Genomic DNA, 16,090 nt, shown 5'->3' on the forward strand with positions numbered 1-16,090 from the left:
AATCCTAAGCCGTCAGCCTAGAGCTTCGAGCGCCTTCGCCACGCCGTCCATCGTGAACGGCTTGGCCAGCGTCGGGCGATCACGATGCTCCTCGCCAAGCCCGTCCTGCGATCCGCCGGTGGCGAACACGAACGGCACGCCCTGCGCCGCCAGTGCATCGGCGATGGGGAAGCTCTTTTCGCCACCGCGCAGGTTCACATCCAGGATCGCCGCATCGATCCCCCCGCCCGCGACCAGCGCGAGCGCATCGCCGACATTATCCGCCTGGCCCGCCAGCTCCTTGCCCAGCACTTCGAGGAAATCCTCGAGCATCATCGCGATCAGGGGTTCGTCCTCGACGATGAGGATGCGTTGCGGAGCCGTCATATCATGGCCTTAGCCAATGCACCCGACTCCCGCCACCTTATTTCGCAACCAGAACGGCGCGGGCGGCCTCGGCAAGTTGCTGCACGGAAAAGGGTTTTGCCAGGAACTGGACGTTGTCGAGGTCGATCGACTTGCGCAGCGTTTCTTCGGCATAGCCCGACATGAACAGGATCGGCAGGTCCGGATAGCGTTCGCGCGCCTGCCGCACCATCGTCGGGCCGTCCATGATCGGCATCATCACGTCGGAGATCAACAAATCCGGCCGATCGTTCTTCGCCAATACTTCCAGCGCGGCCTCGCCATGTTCGGCGGTCAGCACCGTATAACCCTGGCGACTGAGCGCACGCTCGGCGATCGCGCGCACCATGTCCTCGTCCTCGACCAGCAGGATCGTGCCGGTGCCCCACAGATCGGTCGGCTTCTCCTTCACCACCGCCGGCGCGCGGGCGGGTTCGGGCGCGGCCGTGGCGGTGTGGACCGGCAGATAGATGGTGAAGGTCGTGCCCGGCCCGCTCTTGTTGTTGTCGGCGAAGATATAGCCGCCGGATTGCTTGACGATGCCGTAGACGGTGGAGAGGCCGAGGCCCGTGCCCTTGCCCACTTCCTTGGTGGTGAAGAAAGGTTCGAAGATCTTGGGCAGAATTTCGGGCGGAATGCCGGTGCCGGTATCGGCAATTTCCAGCGCGACGTAATCGGCGATCGGCAGGATGTCATTGCCCATGTGGCGGACCTGCGCCGAGGACACCTGCTTGGTCTGGATCGACAGCACCCCGCCGCCGCCCTTGGACATCATGGCGTCGCGCGCATTGACCGCGAGGTTGACAACGACCTGTTCGAGCTGCCCCGGATCGGCGCGCACCGCACCCAGGCTGCGGCCGTGCTTGACGGTGAGCGTCACTGTCTCGCCCAGCAGCCGCTTGAGCAGGTTGGAGACCTCGGAAATCACGTCGGGCAGTTGCAGCACTTGCGGGCGCAGCGTCTGCTGGCGCGAGAAGGCGAGCAATTGCCGCGTCAGGCTGGCCGCGCGGTTCGAATTGGCGCGGATCTGCTGGATATCGTCGTAATCGCTGTCGCCGGGCGTATGGCGCATCAGCATCAGGTCGCAATGCCCGATGATCGCGGTCAGGATGTTGTTGAAATCATGTGCGACACCGCCGGCCAGCTGCCCCACCGCCTGCATCTTCGTCGCCTGCGCCACCTCGCGTTTCAGGCGCGTCTCCTCGCCATTGTCCTTCAGGCTGAGCAGCACCGCCGCCTCGCCCAGCCCTCGGGCGCCGGCGATGGAAAGCGCGACCGGCTCGTCGGGATGATCCTTCAGCCGCACCGCGAGATCGGTCGAATGCGTCGCGCCGTTCGCGAAGCGACGGATCGCATCGGCGACCACGCCCTTGTCCTCGCGCACCAGCAGATCGCCGGGATAAAGCGGCGGCGCGTGCGGATCGACCTGAGCGGCGCGCGCGAAGGCGTCGTTCATCTGGATGAAGCGCCCGTCGCGATCGACCAGGGCCATGCCGAACGGCATCAGGCTGACGAGGCTGCGGACATGCGCGGTGGCATTTCCGCCGATCGCCGGGGTGGCGATGTTGGTTTCCTCGTCGAGCAACGCGACCAGCAGAGGCGCGTCGTCGCCCTCGAGGAACGGGATCTGCAGCACGCGCAAGGGCACGCCGCCCAGTCCTTCACGTTCGAACCGCACCTGGCCGTGATCGTCGGTGATCAGGAAACGCGCGAAATCGCGGCCGGACACCGCGCTGTCGTCCTGCCCCATGGCGCGCGCGCGGAACACGCGGTTGGCGCTGCGGATGCGGCCTTCCGGGCCGATCAAAGCGGTCATGATCCCGGCGGCGGCAAGGCGGTCCCCAGTCTGACCGGAGATCATGCCCTCGACCGAGGCGGCCATGTCCAGCCCTTCCGCCCCGCGAAAGCGCCAGACGAGCAGGTCGTCGGCCTGCCCCGCCCGCTCGACGATCGCGGCAAGCGGCGTGCCCCGGGCGAGCACCCGATCGACCTGCGCGCTGCCATCGCGCCACGCCGCGCGTCCGGCAATGCTCAGCCGGTCGACGCCGTTATCGTCGACCGGAAGCCCCGGCGGCGTGGGGAAACCTGCGAACAGCTCCTCGTAACGATCATTGGCACAGATCAGCCGCCCGGCGCGGTCAGTAATCGCCACCGCATCAGGGCTGGCGGCCGCCAGCGCGCGCGCCACGCTCCAGTCCGGCTCGGCCACCTTGCCGCGCGTCTCGGGGAATAGCCGCCGCGTGGCGACAACCCCGCCCGCGACGACCAGCCCGGTCGCCAGAAACGCTCCGGCGATCGCGATATTGCCGATCAGCCAAAGCATCACGGCCGCCGCCACGACCCCGCATCCGCCGGCGATCAGCGCAGCGTTGCGGCTCGGGTGCGGATCGGTGGTTGCGAGGCTGGCCATGAGCTTTGTCTTGGGGCCTGTGGCTTTGGCGTCAAGAGGTTAGGCGCATGTTAAGCATGCCCCCTCCCCGTTCGCCCTGAGCCTGTCGAAGGGGCGTTCCTCTTCGACAAGCTCAGCACGAACGGGGTAGGGTTGGTACGTTATCAGAAGCGCACGGCGCTCGCAGCGATCACCAGACCTTCAAACGATCCGCCGGGGCCAGATACAGCGTCTCGCCCGGCTTGGGCTGGAACGCGCCGTACCACGGGTCCATGTTCCGCACGATCGAGGCGCGCTGTTCAGACGGGCTATGCGGATCGGTCAGCAGGCGCTGGCGCAGCGTCGCCTCGCGGTAGCTGCGCCGCCACACCTGCGCCCAGCCGAGATAGAAACGCTGGTCGCCGGTAAAGCCATCGATCACCGGAGCCTCGGCCCCGTTGAGCGATTTCTTGTACGCATCGTACGCCACCGTCAGGCCGGCCAGATCGGCCATGTTCTCGCCCAGCGTCAACGCGCCCTTCACATGCATGCCCGGCAGCGGCTCGTACGCGTCATATTGCGCCACGACCTTGCCGGTCAGCGCGGTGAAGTTCTTCACGTCGGCCGGAGTCCACCAGTCGGAGAGCGTGCCGGTCGCGTCGTACTTCGCGCCCTGATCATCGAAATGATGGCTCAGTTCGTGGCCGATCACCGCGCCGATGCCGCCATAATTCACCGCCGGGTCGGCCGCCGGATCGAAGAAGGGCGGTTGCAGGATCGCCGCCGGGAAGACGATCTCGACCATGCCGAAATTGGCATAGGCGTTCACCTCCATCGGCGTCATGCCCCATTCCCAGCGCTCCACCGGCTTGCCGAGTTTCGCGGTCTGGTAATCGGTCTGGAACTGGTTGGCGCGCACGTTGTTGCCGAACGCATCGCCGGCGACGATCTTCAGGCCCGAATAATCCTTCCAGCGATCGGGATAGCCGATCTTGGGCACGAACGCGGCCAACTTGGCATGCGCCTTCACCTTTGTTTCCGGCGCCATCCATTCGAGCTTGTCGATGCGCGTGTCCATCGCCGAGATGATGTTCTTGACCAGCTTGTCCGCCGCCGCCTTGGTTTCGGGCGGGAAGTATTTCGCGACGTACAGCTTGCTCACCTCGTCCTCCAGCGACTGGCTGGTAAACCGCACGCCGCGCTTCCAGCGCTCCTCCTGCTGCGGCGTACCGGCCAGCGTGGTGCCGTAGAACGCGAAACGCTCGTCATCGATCGCCTTCGGCAGCACGTCGGCGAAATTGCCCAGCGCCTTGAAGATCAACTGATCCTGCAACACGCCGATCGGCGCGGCGGCAACCAGCTTCGAGATTTCCGCCACCGCGCTCGGCTGCGCGACGACCACTTCGGTCACGCCCTTCGCCCCGCCGGCGGTAAACAATGCCGGGAAATCGATCCCCGGTGCCAGCGCCTGAAGCTGCGCCACGGTCATCTTGTTGTAGGTCTTGGTCGCATCGCGGCTGTCGATCCGCGTCCAGCTCACCTTGGCGATCGCGGTCTCGAAATCGACGATCGCCTTCGCGCGCGCCGCCCCGTTCGGCTCACCCGCCAGCGTGAACATTCTGGCGATATGCGCTTCGTAGCCAGCCTTGGAGGCGGCCAGCTTCGCGTCGGTGCTGAGATAATAGTCCCGGTCCGGCAGGCCGAGGCCCGATTGATAGATTCCGAAGACATAGGCATTGGGATTCTTGTCGTCCTGCCCGACGCCACCGGCGATCGGAGCGCCCACGCCGTCGCGCGCCAGTTCGCCGATCAGCGCCGAATAGCTCTTCTTGGTCGCGCCCTTGATCCTGGCCAGCATCGGCTTGATCGGCGCGAACCCCTTGGCGTCGATCGCCGGTCGATCGAGATAGGTCGAATAGGCCATGCCGATCTTGGACGACGGATCCTTCAATTGCCCGTCCAGGATGCCGCGCGTGCGCGCTTCCGACAGGTCGGACAGGATGTTGAACGCGCCGTAATTGGATTTGTCGGCCGGGATCGGCGTGTTCTTGGTCCACGCCCCGCTCGCATAATTATAGAAGCTGTCGCCCGGCTTCACGCTGCGATCCATGCCGGCCTCGTCGAAACCGAACGTGCCGTAAGCGGGCTTGGTCGCAGGCGCGGCGGCCGGAGCCGTCGGAGCGGACGCCTTGGGCGCGGGCTTGGCATCCTTGGCTTGCGCCGCCGCAAAACCCGCAAGCGCGGTGGCGGACAAAAGTACGATTGCGAGCGAACGGTTCATATGCAGCGACTCCGAAAAGAGCAGGATGTCGCGTGTGTTCTACATCGCCAATACGCTTGTCAAATTGTGGTAACAAAAATTACCGGTTGCGAGGAGAGAGTTATCGAAACCGCTCGACCAATCAATTTCCGTCACCCCGGGCTTGACCCGGGGGCCAGCTAGCCTGGGTCACCGAAAAAGCTGCCCCCCGGGTCGAGCCCAGGGTGACGGCTAAGTTGTTTTTCATAAAAGAGGGGGCAACGATTAGCCCTCGACTGCAGCCCGCCGGTGCCGGTTCCGCCACTTATGCCCGACCCACAACCGCCAGCCGAGTGCCGTCAGCGCATAGCCGACGACGGAGAAGACGACCGTCACCACCACCAGCCCGACGATCGTCGCCGGCAGCGCGCCCGCCCACAGCCAGTGGATCCAGTCGGTATTGGCCGCCACCGTCTGCGCGATCGGATCGCCCGGCACGGCCTGATCAAGCCGCAACACGGTCTTGCCGATCCAATAGGCCGCGACCCACAACGGCGGCGTGGTCAGCGGATTGGTGATGAACGTGGTCGCCGCCGCGGTCGGGATATTGGCGCGGAACGGCAGCGCAAACACCGCCGAGAGCACGATCTGCGCGACCGGAAACAGAATACCCGTCACCATGCCCAGCGCCACGCCGCGCGGCACGGATCGCCGGGTGAAGCGCCACAATTCCGGCGCCAGCACACGGTGCGCGACCGGCTTCAGATACCGATTGCCCTCCAGGCTCTCGCGCGTCGGCATCGACCTGCGCCACCAAGCAGCGAGGCGGGAGAACAAGCCGGGTTTATCAGCCACGACCGAGCAAAACCATCATTCGGTACTGATCAGCGCTCGCCTTCAAAACGCACCGTCATGCTGAACTTGTTTCAGCATCCAGGCGCGGTCGCCAGCACCACTGACACCGTTCATTTGGCAAACGTACGCGCCTGGATCCTGAAACAAGTTCAGGATGACGGAATTGTTTTCGGCCAGGGAATCACCCACGATCACGCATGATCCTCCCCTGTTCCCGCTTCCAGTCGCGTTCCTTGATCGTGTCGCGCTTGTCGTGCGCCTTCTTGCCCTTGGCCAGTGCGAGTTCGACCTTCGCCTTGCCCGAGGGATTGAAGTAGATCGACAGCGGCACCAGCGTCATGCCGTCGCGCGCCACCGCGCCGTGCATCTTCTTGATCTCGCGCTCGTGCAGCAGCAATTTGCGCGGCCGCTTGGGCTCGTGGTTGAAACGGTTGCCGTGGCTGAACTCGGGAATGTTCGAATTGATCAGCACGACCTGCCCATCGGACACCTCGGCATAGCTCTCAACGATCGACCCCTGCCCGAAGCGCAGCGACTTCACCTCGGTACCGACCAGGGCGATACCCGCCTCGAACACCGTCTCGATGAAATAGTCGAACTTCGCGCGCCGGTTCTCGGCGACGATCTTGGTCTTTTCGAAGGTAGCGGGTTTGGGTCTGGCCATGGGAGGCCGCGATGTAGGCGCGCAGGCCCGCGAAGGGAAGCGGTCGTCGGTCGAATCGCGCGCCGATCAGCCGCCTTGCAGCCGGGCGAGCATGAAACCGACGAAATCGGTAAGGAAATGGGCCAGCATGTTTGACCCCAGATCGCGGCGATACAAATACAATGCCGTCAGGATAGCCGCACCGAAGGCCACCACGATCAGTTGCGCATAGCCCCAACTCGAAATGTGTACCGCGATGAACGCGGCCGCTGACAACAGTGCGCCGGCCCAACGACTGCCGGTCAGCATCGCGATCCGCTCGATCGCATACCCGCGAAAGATGATCTCCTCGACCACGCCGGCGCGTACCATCGTCGCCGTTTGCAACCATAACGGAACATGCGTCAGGCTGCGCACCTGCTTCATGTTCATCTGCAATCCCAGCGCGGGGAAGATTACCGCGTAGCTCAGCATCACCGTCGCCATCATCGCGATCGCCGCAATGACACCCCAGGCGACGCCCTTGAACCGTAACGCGCGCAGACCGATCGACCGCAACGGCAGTCGCTCTACCCGCACGATCCACACCAGCACGAACGCACCGAGCGCCCACCAGATCGCTTCTCGACCGATCCGTGCCGATAGATCATCACCCGGCGATATCCACATACCGAGCGGAAGAGCGGCAAGCCCCAGTGCTAAGACCAGTCCGATCGCGGCCAACAAACGCGAACGTGAAGCAATGAAACGTGTCATCGGTTCGGCTCCGATCCGAAAGATCATCGCCGATGTTCTAGGGCCGCCCCGTCGATGTCAACGCGGTGCCCCGATCACAACACTCCCGCCGCCACCAGCGCAGCATCCACCGCCGCGCGGCTCGCCTCGTTCGGGGGGGTCATCGGCAGGCGCAGATGCATCGGCCATTCGGGCTTCAGCTTGCCCAGCGCGTACTTGACCGGGCCGGGCGAAGCATCGGTGAACATCGCGACGTGCAGCGGGAACAACCTGTCCTGCAGGTCCAGCGCCAGCGTGTAATCCTCGTCCGCGCACGCCGCCTGGAATTCGGCGCACAGGCGCGGCGCGACGTTCGCGGTCACCGAGATGCAGCCCACCCCGCCGGACGCGTTGAACGCCAGCGCCATGTCGTCATTGCCCGATAGTTGGCAGAAATCCGACCCGGCCGCGATCCGCTGGGCCGATGCGCGCTGTATAATGCCGGTCGCGTCCTTGATGCCGACCACGCTCGGAAACGCCTTGGCGATGCGCCCGACCGTCTCGACCGCGATGTCGGTCACCGTCCGGCCCGGCACATTGTACAACACGATCGGCAGGTCGCACGACCCAGCCACCGCCTCGAAGTGACGGAAGATGCCCTCCTGGTTCGGACGATTGTAATAAGGCGGCACCATCAGCGCCGCATCCGCACCCGCATCCTCGGCCGCCCGGATGTTGGCGATCGCCACGCGCGTATCGTTGGACCCCGCCCCGGCGATCACCGGCACGCGGCCCTTGGCCTGATCGACGCACACCCGCACGGCGTGGAAATGCTCCTCGGCAGAAAGCGTCGCCGCCTCGCCGGTGGTGCCGCATGGGACCAGCCCGTTCGATCCTTCCGCGATCTGCCATTCGATGAACTCGCGATACGCTTTTTCCGCGAAGGACCCGTCGGATTCGAACGGGGTGACGAGCGCCGGGATCGATCCGGAAAACATGGCTAATCTGCTCCTGTGGTGCGACAATCCGCCGATCCCGGCGCTTTTGGTGGGCGACAGATACGAAGCGATGGCATATCCTGTCCACATGATACCGCTGTTCAAGACCGCCTTGATGTTCGCGACCGCTGCCGGCCTGATGGCGGCGGGGCAGGAACAGCTCGGCTGGGGCCGCGTGCAGCAGATGCTGGAGGGGCAGAACCCGACCCAGGACGCCGCTTTGGCGTCGGCGGTGGTCGAGTGGCAGTCCCTACGCCAGTCGCCCGGCTATCCGTTCGAGAATTACGCCCGCTTCATGCTCGCCCATCCCGGCTGGCCGGGCGAGACGGCGTTGCGCGATACGGCGGAGCGCGCGCTGGCGAAGGGCGCGTGGTCTCCCTCGACGGTCGTCACCTTCTTCCGCCGCTTCCCGCCCCGTTCGGGCGCGGGCGGCACGGCGTTCGCCAGCGCCCTGGCGATGAGCGGTTTTCGCGACGAGGCCAATGCGGCGGCTCGCAAGGCGTGGGTGGGCGGATCGCTCGCCGCGACCGACGAGGCCAAGCTGCAGGCCGATTTCTCCTCCGCCTTCGGCCCGCTCGATCAGGACGCGCGGATGGACAAGTTGCTGTGGCAGAACAGCCTGCAATCGGCCCAACGCCAGATTTTCTTCGTAAGCCCTTTGAAACGCCAGATTTTCGAAGCCCGCTTGGCCCTGCGCATGAATGCCCCAAAGGCGGCAACTTTGGCAACTTCCGTCGAATCAACCGGCGCGAGCGATCCCGGCTTCATCGCCGATCGCGCGATCTGGCTCCGTAATGGTGCGGCCGCCCCCTCCGCCCGCACCCTGCTCGCCCGCCCGCGTCTGCTCGCCACCCGGCCCGGAGATATCGGCCGCTGGTACGATGTGCTTCTGACCAATGCGCGCGAATCCGCGAATGATGGGCAACTGACGCTCGCCTACGACATCGCCAGCAAGGTCGATGACGCCTATCCCGCCGGCACCGACGTGTCGAAGGCACCGCTCAGCGAACGCGACGATTATACCAGCCTCGTCTGGCTCGCCGGGCAGAGCGCGATGAAGGCCGGTCGCCCGGCGGATGCGATCGGCATGTACGATCGCTACGCGCGTGGATCGCAGACGCCGCAGTCGCAATCGAAGGGCTATTACTGGGCCGGGCGCGCAGCGGAAGCCGCCGGGCGACAGGTGGATGCCCGCGCCTGGTTCGCCCGCGCTGCCGGCTATCGCGACCTGTTCTACGGCCAGTTGGCGATCGAGCGGCTCGGCCAGCCGCTCACCCCGCCCGCCGCGCCGCTCGCCCGTACGATCGACGCCAGCGCGCGGAGCAAATTCTACAATCGCGAAGTCGTCCGCGCCGCGCAATATCTCGGCACCACTGGGCGCTGGGAAGACCAGAGCCTGTTCGTTCGCCAGATCGCGATCGACGCCAAGAGCGACAGCGATCACGCGCTGGCCAGCGAATTCTCGCGCGTCATCGGCCGCCCCGATCTCGGCGTGATGGTCGGGCGCAGCGCGATGCAGAACGGCCTCACGGATTACACGACGGTCGCCTTCCCCAGCGTGAAGGTGCCGGCAGACCAGGCGGCGAACTGGTCGATGATCCACGCCATCGCGCGGCAGGAAAGCCAGTTCGACCGCGCCGCGATCAGCCGTGTCGGCGCCCGCGGGCTGATGCAATTGATGCCCGGCACCGCGCGCGAGCAGGCCGGCAAGCTCGGCCTGTCCTACGATCCGGCCGCATTGACTGCCAATACCGATTACAACGTCCAGCTCGGATCGAGCTATTTCCAGCGCATCTACGGCCAGTTCGCGAGTTATCCGCTGGCGGTGGCAGCGTACAATGCCGGCCCGGGCAACGTGAACAAATGGCTCCGCGCCAATGGCGATCCCCGCATGGGAACGGTGGATATCGTCGACTGGATCGAGGCGATCCCGTTGCAGGAGACGCGCAACTATGTGCAGCGCGTGCTTGAGAATGCGGTGGTCTATGATCTGATGAACCCCGCCCAGGCGCGATCGGCCGGCGCGACCAACAAGATGAGCTGGTATCTCGGCAAGGGCCGGCCGGGCTGAGGCTTATTCAGCCCCTCCCATTTCCCCAACGTTCGTCACCCCAGCGCAGGCTGGGGTCTCATTGGGGAATACGCAACGCCAGCCCCATAAATATCCCAGCCTGCGCTGGGATGACGAATTCGGCTGGTTTAGGGTGAGAATATGGATCGCCCGAACTACATCACCCCCGCCGGTTACGCAGTGCTAAGCGCCGAATACCGGCAACTCCTCGGCGAAGAGCGCCCCAGGCTGGTCGATGTCATCTCCTGGGCGGCCGGCAATGGCGACCGGTCCGAAAACGGCGACTATATCTACGGCCGCAAACGCCTGCGCGAGATCGATCGTCGCGCCGCCTTTCTCGCGCGTCGCATGAAGGCAGCCAAGGTGATCGATCCGGCCCAGCAGCCCGATCGCTCGAAAATCTATTTCGGTGCCACCGTCACCATCGCCGACGAGGATGATCATCATCGCACACTAACACTCGTCGGCGATGACGAGACCGATGCCGGCGAAGGCCGCATCGGCTGGAACGCCCCGCTCGCCAGAGCGCTACGCGGTGCAGGCATCGGGGACGTCCGCCGCGCCGAATTGCCCGGCGGTGAGCGCGAATATGAGGTGATGGCGATCACCTATCCGTCACCGGAAGGTTTCGCAGGCGGGAATTGACGCGTCCGTACGGAAGTGAAACGATCGGTCACGCGTAACGGAGAAGATTTGCCATGCCCATTCCCGCCACCTGGTCGCCCAAATTGCTTGCTCTGCTGCGCATCGTCGCGGGTCTCGGCTTCCTGCATCACGGTACGTCGAAATTCTTCAACCTTCCGCCCTTCCCAATGCCGATGAACCCGCTGCTGACGGTTGCGGGCGTGCTGGAACTGGTCGGTGGTGCGCTGATCGTGCTGGGTCTGCTGACGCGTCCGGTCGCGTTCGTGCTCGCCGGCATGTCGGCCGCCGCCTATTTCATGGTCCACGCACCGAAATCGCTTTTCCCCAGCGTCAACGGCGGCGAACCGGTGATGCTCTACTGCTTCATCTTCCTGTACCTCGCAGCGGCCGGCGCAGGCGCCTGGAGCGTGGATGCAATGCGTTCCCGACCATGAGGTCCCACGGGGGGTGACACGCCCCCCAACCGCCTGATACCGCTTCTCCGAAATTCGAGGAGACGGAATTGAGCGACGAACCTTCCCGCAACGTCGCGCTTCTGATCGACGCCGACAATGCCCAGCCATCCTCGCTCGATCCGGTGTTGACGGTGCTGGCCGATCTCGGATCGGTCAACGTGCGCCGTGCCTATGGCAATTGGAGCAAGCCGGGCCTCAAGACCTGGGCCGCGCTGACGCTGAAGCACGGCATCGAGCCGCAACAGCAATTCGACATCACCAAGGGCAAGAATGCCACCGACATGAAGATGACGGTCGACGCGATGGACCTGCTCTATCGCGGTCGCGTGACCGGTTTCGGTATCATGTCGTCGGACAGCGATTTCATGCCGCTGGTCATGCGCATCCGACAGGAGGGATTACCGGTCTACGGCTTCGGATCGTCGCGCACGCCGGAGGGGTTTCGCCAGGCCTGTACGCGCTTCATCGATGTCACCGGCCTCGCCGTGCAGGAGGAAATGCCCCTGCCCCCGGCCATCTCGCCCAAGGCATCGAGCGCCAAGCCCGCGCCGGTGAAGGGAGCCGCCCCCGCTTCCATGCCCGCTCCGGCTAAGGATAAACCGCTGCCGGTCGGCGAAGAATTGCTCAAACTGCTCGGCGACGCTTGGAAAGCGGCGAAGCGCGACGCCGACGGTTTCGCCAGTGTGTCCGAAGTCGGGCGCATTGCGGGCAACCGTTCCAGTTTCGACGTGCGTAGCTACGGCTTCGCCAAGCTCGGCGACCTGATCGCCACCCTGCCTGAGTTCCGCAGCGAAGTGCAGGACGGGCGCACCTATGTGAAGCGAGTACGATGATGCGCAGGATCACCCTAGGCCTGATGGCGCTGTCGTTAATCGGCGCGGCCAAGGCACCACCCTCCGTCGATCCCGCGCGCCTGTCGGAAACAGTAAGGGTGCTGGCCTCCGACGAATTCGAGGGCCGCAACCCCGGTACGCCGGGCGAGACGAAGACGATCGAATACCTCATCGCGCGATTCAAGGCGCTCGGCCTGCAACCGGGTGGCCCCGGCGGCGCCTGGGTGCAGAAGGTGCCGTTGATCCACACCCGCCTCGGCGAGGGCGACACCGCGCTGATCGCCGCCGACGGCAAGCGCATTCCGCTGATCCGCCCGGCTGATCTCAATCTCACGACCGTCGGTGTCGCGCCGAAGATCGATATCGCCGGTGCACCGATGGTGTTCGTCGGCTACGGCGTCTCCGCGCCGGAAGCGAAGTGGGACGATTTCAAGGGCGCAGACCTCAAGGGCAAAGTCGCTGTTTTCCTCGTCAACGACCCCGATTTCGAGGCCGTTGCGGGCGATGATGCGTTCGGCCGGTTCGGCGGCAAGCGTATGACCTATTACGGTCGCTGGACCTACAAATTCGACGAGGCGGCGCGGCGTGGCGCGGTCGCGGCGCTGATCGTCCACGACACCGGCGGCGCAGGTTATGGCTGGAGCACCGTCTCCGCCAATCAAGGCGAGAATTACGACATCGCCCGCGGCCCAGAAGATCGCCGCGTGCCACTGCAGGGCTGGATCGCTCATGACGTCGCCGACAAGATGTTCGCCGATGCCGGGCTGGACCTGAACGCTCTGCGCAAAACTGCCCGCTCGGCCAGCTTCAAGCCGGTCGCCCTGCCGTTGCGCTTCGCGGCCTCGCTACCGGTGAAGGTCGATCGGATCGAAAGCGCCAACGTCCTCGCCAAGATCCCCGGCGCGAAACGTCCGGCCGAGAGCGTGATGTTCGGCGCGCATTGGGACGCGTACGGCAAGGGTCAACCCGATGCGACCGGCAAGACGATCCGTCCCGGTGCGAACGACGACGGGCTGGGCGTGGCCGGCGTGCTCGAACTGGCTCGGTTGTTCAAGGCCGGCCCGGTGCCGGATCGTTCATTGGTCTTCGCGCTGTGGACCGGCGAGGAACGCGGCCTGCTCGGTTCGGAATATTACGCTACCCACCCGGTCTATCCGTTCGCCACAAATGCCGCGAACCTGACGCTGGACATCCTGCAGAACGCCGGCCCGGCAAAAGACGTGATCCTGGTCGGCGCGGGCAATTCCTCGCTCGATGCGCTGCTGGCCGATGCGGCGAAGGCGCAGGGCCGCACGATCACGCCGGAGACGTTCAGCGAACGTGGCCTGTTCTACCGCGCCGATCACTTCTCGGTCGTTCGCAAGGGTGTGCCCTCACTGCTGCTGATGGCGCTGGGTGGCGCACCGGACCTGAAGGTCGGCGGCAAGGCGGCGGGGCAAGCGTGGCTCGATGCGTACATGGCCTGCTATCACAAGACGTGCGATCAATGGTCGGCCGATTGGGATCTGCGCGGTGCGGCGGAGGATGTGGCGCTGTTCCATGCGATGGGCTCGCGACTGGCGAAGGCAGGCACCTGGCCGGAATGGAGTGCGGGCTCGGAATTTGCCCAATTGCGGGGGAAAACCCGCGCGGCGCGTAAATGACCGGCAACGGATCGTCGTGTCTGGCGACCGTTTGACGCCAGAAGCTGCTCGAATCGCGACGGGAATCCGTCGCCCATCTGTGCCGGCCGTCGCCAGCTGATAGCCATCGCCAAAGAAACCGGGCGGGGGTCGCACGGATGAAGGCGACAGACATTGACGACATGGCAGCACACCGAATCATCGTAACCGGCAAGGTTCAGGGCGTGGGCTATCGCAACTGGGCGGTCACGCGGGCACGGGTGCTGGGCATCACCGGCTATGTCCGCAACAGCGGCAAATCGGTCGAGGTCGTGGTTTCGGGCGAGGATGCGGTGGTCGAGAAGATGATCGAACTGTTGCACGATGGTCCGGCGCTGGCCCGCGTCGATAATGTCGAAATCCACGCCGCGAACGATGCGCGGCTGAAAGGGTTCACGAAGCGGCTTGGGGCCTGACAACGAGGCCACCGGATTGCTCCGATGGCCGGCGTCATCCTCGTGAAGGCGAGCATCCCCGCCTTCGCGGGGATGACGGGAGGCCTGTTTCAGCCTCCCCTCCCGATCAGCGCGTCAGCTTCTTGTACGCCAGCGCCGTAGGCCGGTCCGCCGCGTCGCCGAGGCGGCGGCGCTTGTCTTCCTCGTACGCCGCGAAATTGCCTTCGAACCATTCGACATGCGAATTGCCCTCGAACGCCAGGATGTGCGTGGCGAGGCGATCGAGGAAGAAGCGGTCGTGGCTGATCACCACCGCGCAACCGGCGAAATTCTCGATCGCTTCTTCCAGCGCGCCCAAAGTCTCGACGTCGAGATCGTTGGTCGGTTCGTCGAGCAGAAGGACGTTGCCGCCACGCTTCAGCATCTTGGCGATGTTGACGCGGTTGCGCTCGCCGCCCGACAGCTTGCCGACGTTCTTCTGCTGGTCCGCGCCCTTGAAGTTGAACGCGCCGACATAGGCACGGGTCGACTGGTCGTGGCCGTTGACCTTCATGTAATCCAGCCCGTCGGATATTTCCTCCCAGACGTTCTTCTTCGGATCGAGGTGATCGCGGCTCTGGTCGACATAGCCGAGCCGCACCGTGGTGCCCTTGTCGATCGTGCCGGTGTCGGGCGTCTCATTGCCGATGATCAGCTTGAACAGGGTCGACTTACCCGCACCGTTAGGCCCGATGACGCCGACGATGCCGCCGGCGGGCAGCGTGAAGGACAGGTTTTCGAACAGCAATTTGTCGCCATACGCCTTGGAGACGTTCTCGACCTCGATCACCTTGCCGCCCAGACGCTCGGGCACCTGGATGACGATCTGCGCCTTGCCCGGCGTACGGTTCTGCTGCGCTTCGACCAGGCGATCGAAGTTCGCGATACGCGCCTTGGACTTGGTCTGGCGTGCCTTGGCACCCTGACGGATCCATTCGAGTTCGTTGCGGATCGCGGTCTTGCGGCCCGATTCCTCGCGATCTTCCTGTTCGAGGCGCTTGGCTTTCTTCTCGAGATAGGTCGAGTAATTGCCCTCGTACGGGAAATACTTGCCGCGATCGATCTCGAGGATCCATTCGACGACATTGTCGAGGAAATAGCGATCGTGGGTGATCATCAGCACCGCGCCGGCATATTCCTTCAGGTGATTCTCAAGCCATTCGACGCTTTCCGCATCGAGATGGTTGGTCGGCTCATCGAGCAGCAGGATCGACGGCTTGCGGATCAACAGGCGGGTGAGCGCCACACGGCGCTTCTCACCGCCCGACAGGCTGGTAACCGGCGAATCCGATGGCGGGCAGCGCAAGGCCTCCATCGCGAGTTCGAGCTGGCTGTCGAGCGACCAGCCGTCGATCGCATCGATCTTGGCCTGCAGGTCGCCCATCTCTTCCATCAGCGCGTCGAAATCGGTGTCGTCCTGGGGATCGCCCATCTCCGCCGAGATCGCATTGAAGCGATCGACCATATCCGCCGCCGCGCGTGCGCCGTCCTTGACGTTTTCGAGCACCGTCTTGGTCGGATCGAGTTCCGGCTCCTGTTCGAGATAGCCGACCGAGATATTCTCGCCCGGCCACGCCTCGCCGGTGAAATCCTTGTCCACGCCGGCCATGATCTTCATCAGCGTGGATTTACCGGCGCCGTTGGGGCCGACGATCCCGATCTTGGCGCCCTGATAGAATTGCAGGTTGATGTTGCTCAGCACCGGCTTGGGTGCGCCGGGGAAAGTCTTGGTCATGTCCTTCATGACGAAGGCGTATTGAGCGGCCACGGGAATTGCTCCGTTCTTAGCG

15 protein-coding genes are annotated in these 16,090 nt (G+C 64.6%); 6 read left to right on the forward strand and 9 right to left on the reverse strand.

The features are described 5' to 3' along the window. Window positions 1–12: 12 nt before the first annotated feature. The 8 genes from U1738_RS01570 to dapA all read right to left on the reverse strand — a co-directional run bounded on the left by U1738_RS01570 (window position 13) and on the right by dapA (window position 8,201). A complete protein-coding gene (locus tag U1738_RS01570; RefSeq protein WP_332787278.1) occupies window positions 13–366 on the reverse strand; it encodes a response regulator in 354 nt (117 codons plus the stop codon). Between the two features lie 37 nt (window positions 367–403). Continuing rightward, window positions 404–2,794, reverse strand: coding sequence for a hybrid sensor histidine kinase/response regulator (locus U1738_RS01575; protein ID WP_332787279.1), 2,391 nt, complete (start codon window positions 2,792–2,794; stop codon window positions 404–406). Between the two features lie 169 nt (window positions 2,795–2,963). Beyond that, entirely contained in the window at window positions 2,964–5,033 is a 2,070-nt protein-coding gene (locus U1738_RS01580) for a M13 family metallopeptidase (protein ID WP_332787280.1), read from the reverse strand. 243 nt (window positions 5,034–5,276) lie between these two features. Continuing rightward, window positions 5,277–5,792 (reverse strand): DUF2062 domain-containing protein, encoded by a 516-nt coding sequence (locus U1738_RS01585; RefSeq protein WP_332787281.1) that lies wholly within the window; start codon window positions 5,790–5,792, stop codon window positions 5,277–5,279. A 96-nt stretch (window positions 5,793–5,888) separates the two neighbouring features. Then, the gene (locus U1738_RS01590) at window positions 5,889–6,035 is read right to left on the reverse strand and encodes a hypothetical protein (protein ID WP_332787282.1); all 147 of its coding nucleotides are present in this window, start codon (window positions 6,033–6,035) and stop codon (window positions 5,889–5,891) included. Then, the gene (smpB, locus tag U1738_RS01595; protein WP_332787283.1) at window positions 6,028–6,510 is read right to left on the reverse strand and encodes an SsrA-binding protein SmpB; all 483 of its coding nucleotides are present in this window, start codon (window positions 6,508–6,510) and stop codon (window positions 6,028–6,030) included. Before smpB ends, U1738_RS01590 begins: the two co-directional genes overlap by 8 nt. A gap of 66 nt (window positions 6,511–6,576) precedes the next feature. Further along, the gene (locus U1738_RS01600; protein ID WP_332787284.1) at window positions 6,577–7,245 is read right to left on the reverse strand and encodes a CPBP family intramembrane glutamic endopeptidase; all 669 of its coding nucleotides are present in this window, start codon (window positions 7,243–7,245) and stop codon (window positions 6,577–6,579) included. Window positions 7,246–7,319: 74 nt separating this feature from the next. After that, window positions 7,320–8,201: a 4-hydroxy-tetrahydrodipicolinate synthase gene (dapA, locus tag U1738_RS01605; RefSeq protein ID WP_332787285.1), complete on the reverse strand. Its 882-nt coding sequence runs from the start codon at window positions 8,199–8,201 to the stop codon at window positions 7,320–7,322. An 88-nt stretch (window positions 8,202–8,289) separates the two neighbouring features. Here dapA and U1738_RS01610 point away from each other — a divergent pair, with 88 nt between their 5' ends. The 6 genes from U1738_RS01610 (at window position 8,290) to U1738_RS01635 (ending at window position 14,282) form a co-directional block, all read left to right on the forward strand. Then, on the forward strand, window positions 8,290–10,272 hold the full coding sequence (locus U1738_RS01610) for a lytic transglycosylase domain-containing protein (RefSeq protein ID WP_443026978.1): 1,983 nt from the start codon (window positions 8,290–8,292) through the stop codon (window positions 10,270–10,272). Between the two features lie 141 nt (window positions 10,273–10,413). Beyond that, window positions 10,414–10,917 (forward strand): transcription elongation factor GreB, encoded by a 504-nt coding sequence (gene greB, locus U1738_RS01615; RefSeq protein ID WP_332787286.1) that lies wholly within the window; start codon window positions 10,414–10,416, stop codon window positions 10,915–10,917. Between the two features lie 53 nt (window positions 10,918–10,970). Beyond that, entirely contained in the window at window positions 10,971–11,351 is a 381-nt protein-coding gene (locus U1738_RS01620) for a DoxX family protein (protein WP_332787287.1), read from the forward strand. Window positions 11,352–11,419: 68 nt separating this feature from the next. After that, the gene (locus U1738_RS01625) at window positions 11,420–12,205 is read left to right on the forward strand and encodes an NYN domain-containing protein (protein WP_332787288.1); all 786 of its coding nucleotides are present in this window, start codon (window positions 11,420–11,422) and stop codon (window positions 12,203–12,205) included. Beyond that, the gene (locus tag U1738_RS01630; protein WP_332787289.1) at window positions 12,205–13,848 is read left to right on the forward strand and encodes a M28 family peptidase; all 1,644 of its coding nucleotides are present in this window, start codon (window positions 12,205–12,207) and stop codon (window positions 13,846–13,848) included. Before U1738_RS01625 ends, U1738_RS01630 begins: the two co-directional genes overlap by 1 nt. 137 nt (window positions 13,849–13,985) lie before the next feature. Further along, on the forward strand, window positions 13,986–14,282 hold the full coding sequence (locus tag U1738_RS01635) for an acylphosphatase (protein ID WP_332787290.1): 297 nt from the start codon (window positions 13,986–13,988) through the stop codon (window positions 14,280–14,282). Window positions 14,283–14,388: 106 nt separating this feature from the next. On the opposite strand, the gene ettA is transcribed toward U1738_RS01635, so the two are convergent. Next, window positions 14,389–16,068 carry an energy-dependent translational throttle protein EttA gene (gene ettA / locus U1738_RS01640; protein WP_332787291.1) on the reverse strand — a complete coding sequence of 560 codons (1,680 nt, stop codon included), beginning with the start codon at window positions 16,066–16,068 and terminating at the stop codon, window positions 14,389–14,391. Window positions 16,069–16,090 lie beyond the last annotated feature (22 nt).

This window comes from Parasphingomonas caseinilytica (assembly GCF_036663755.1).
Classification (GTDB): domain Bacteria; phylum Pseudomonadota; class Alphaproteobacteria; order Sphingomonadales; family Sphingomonadaceae; genus Sphingomonas.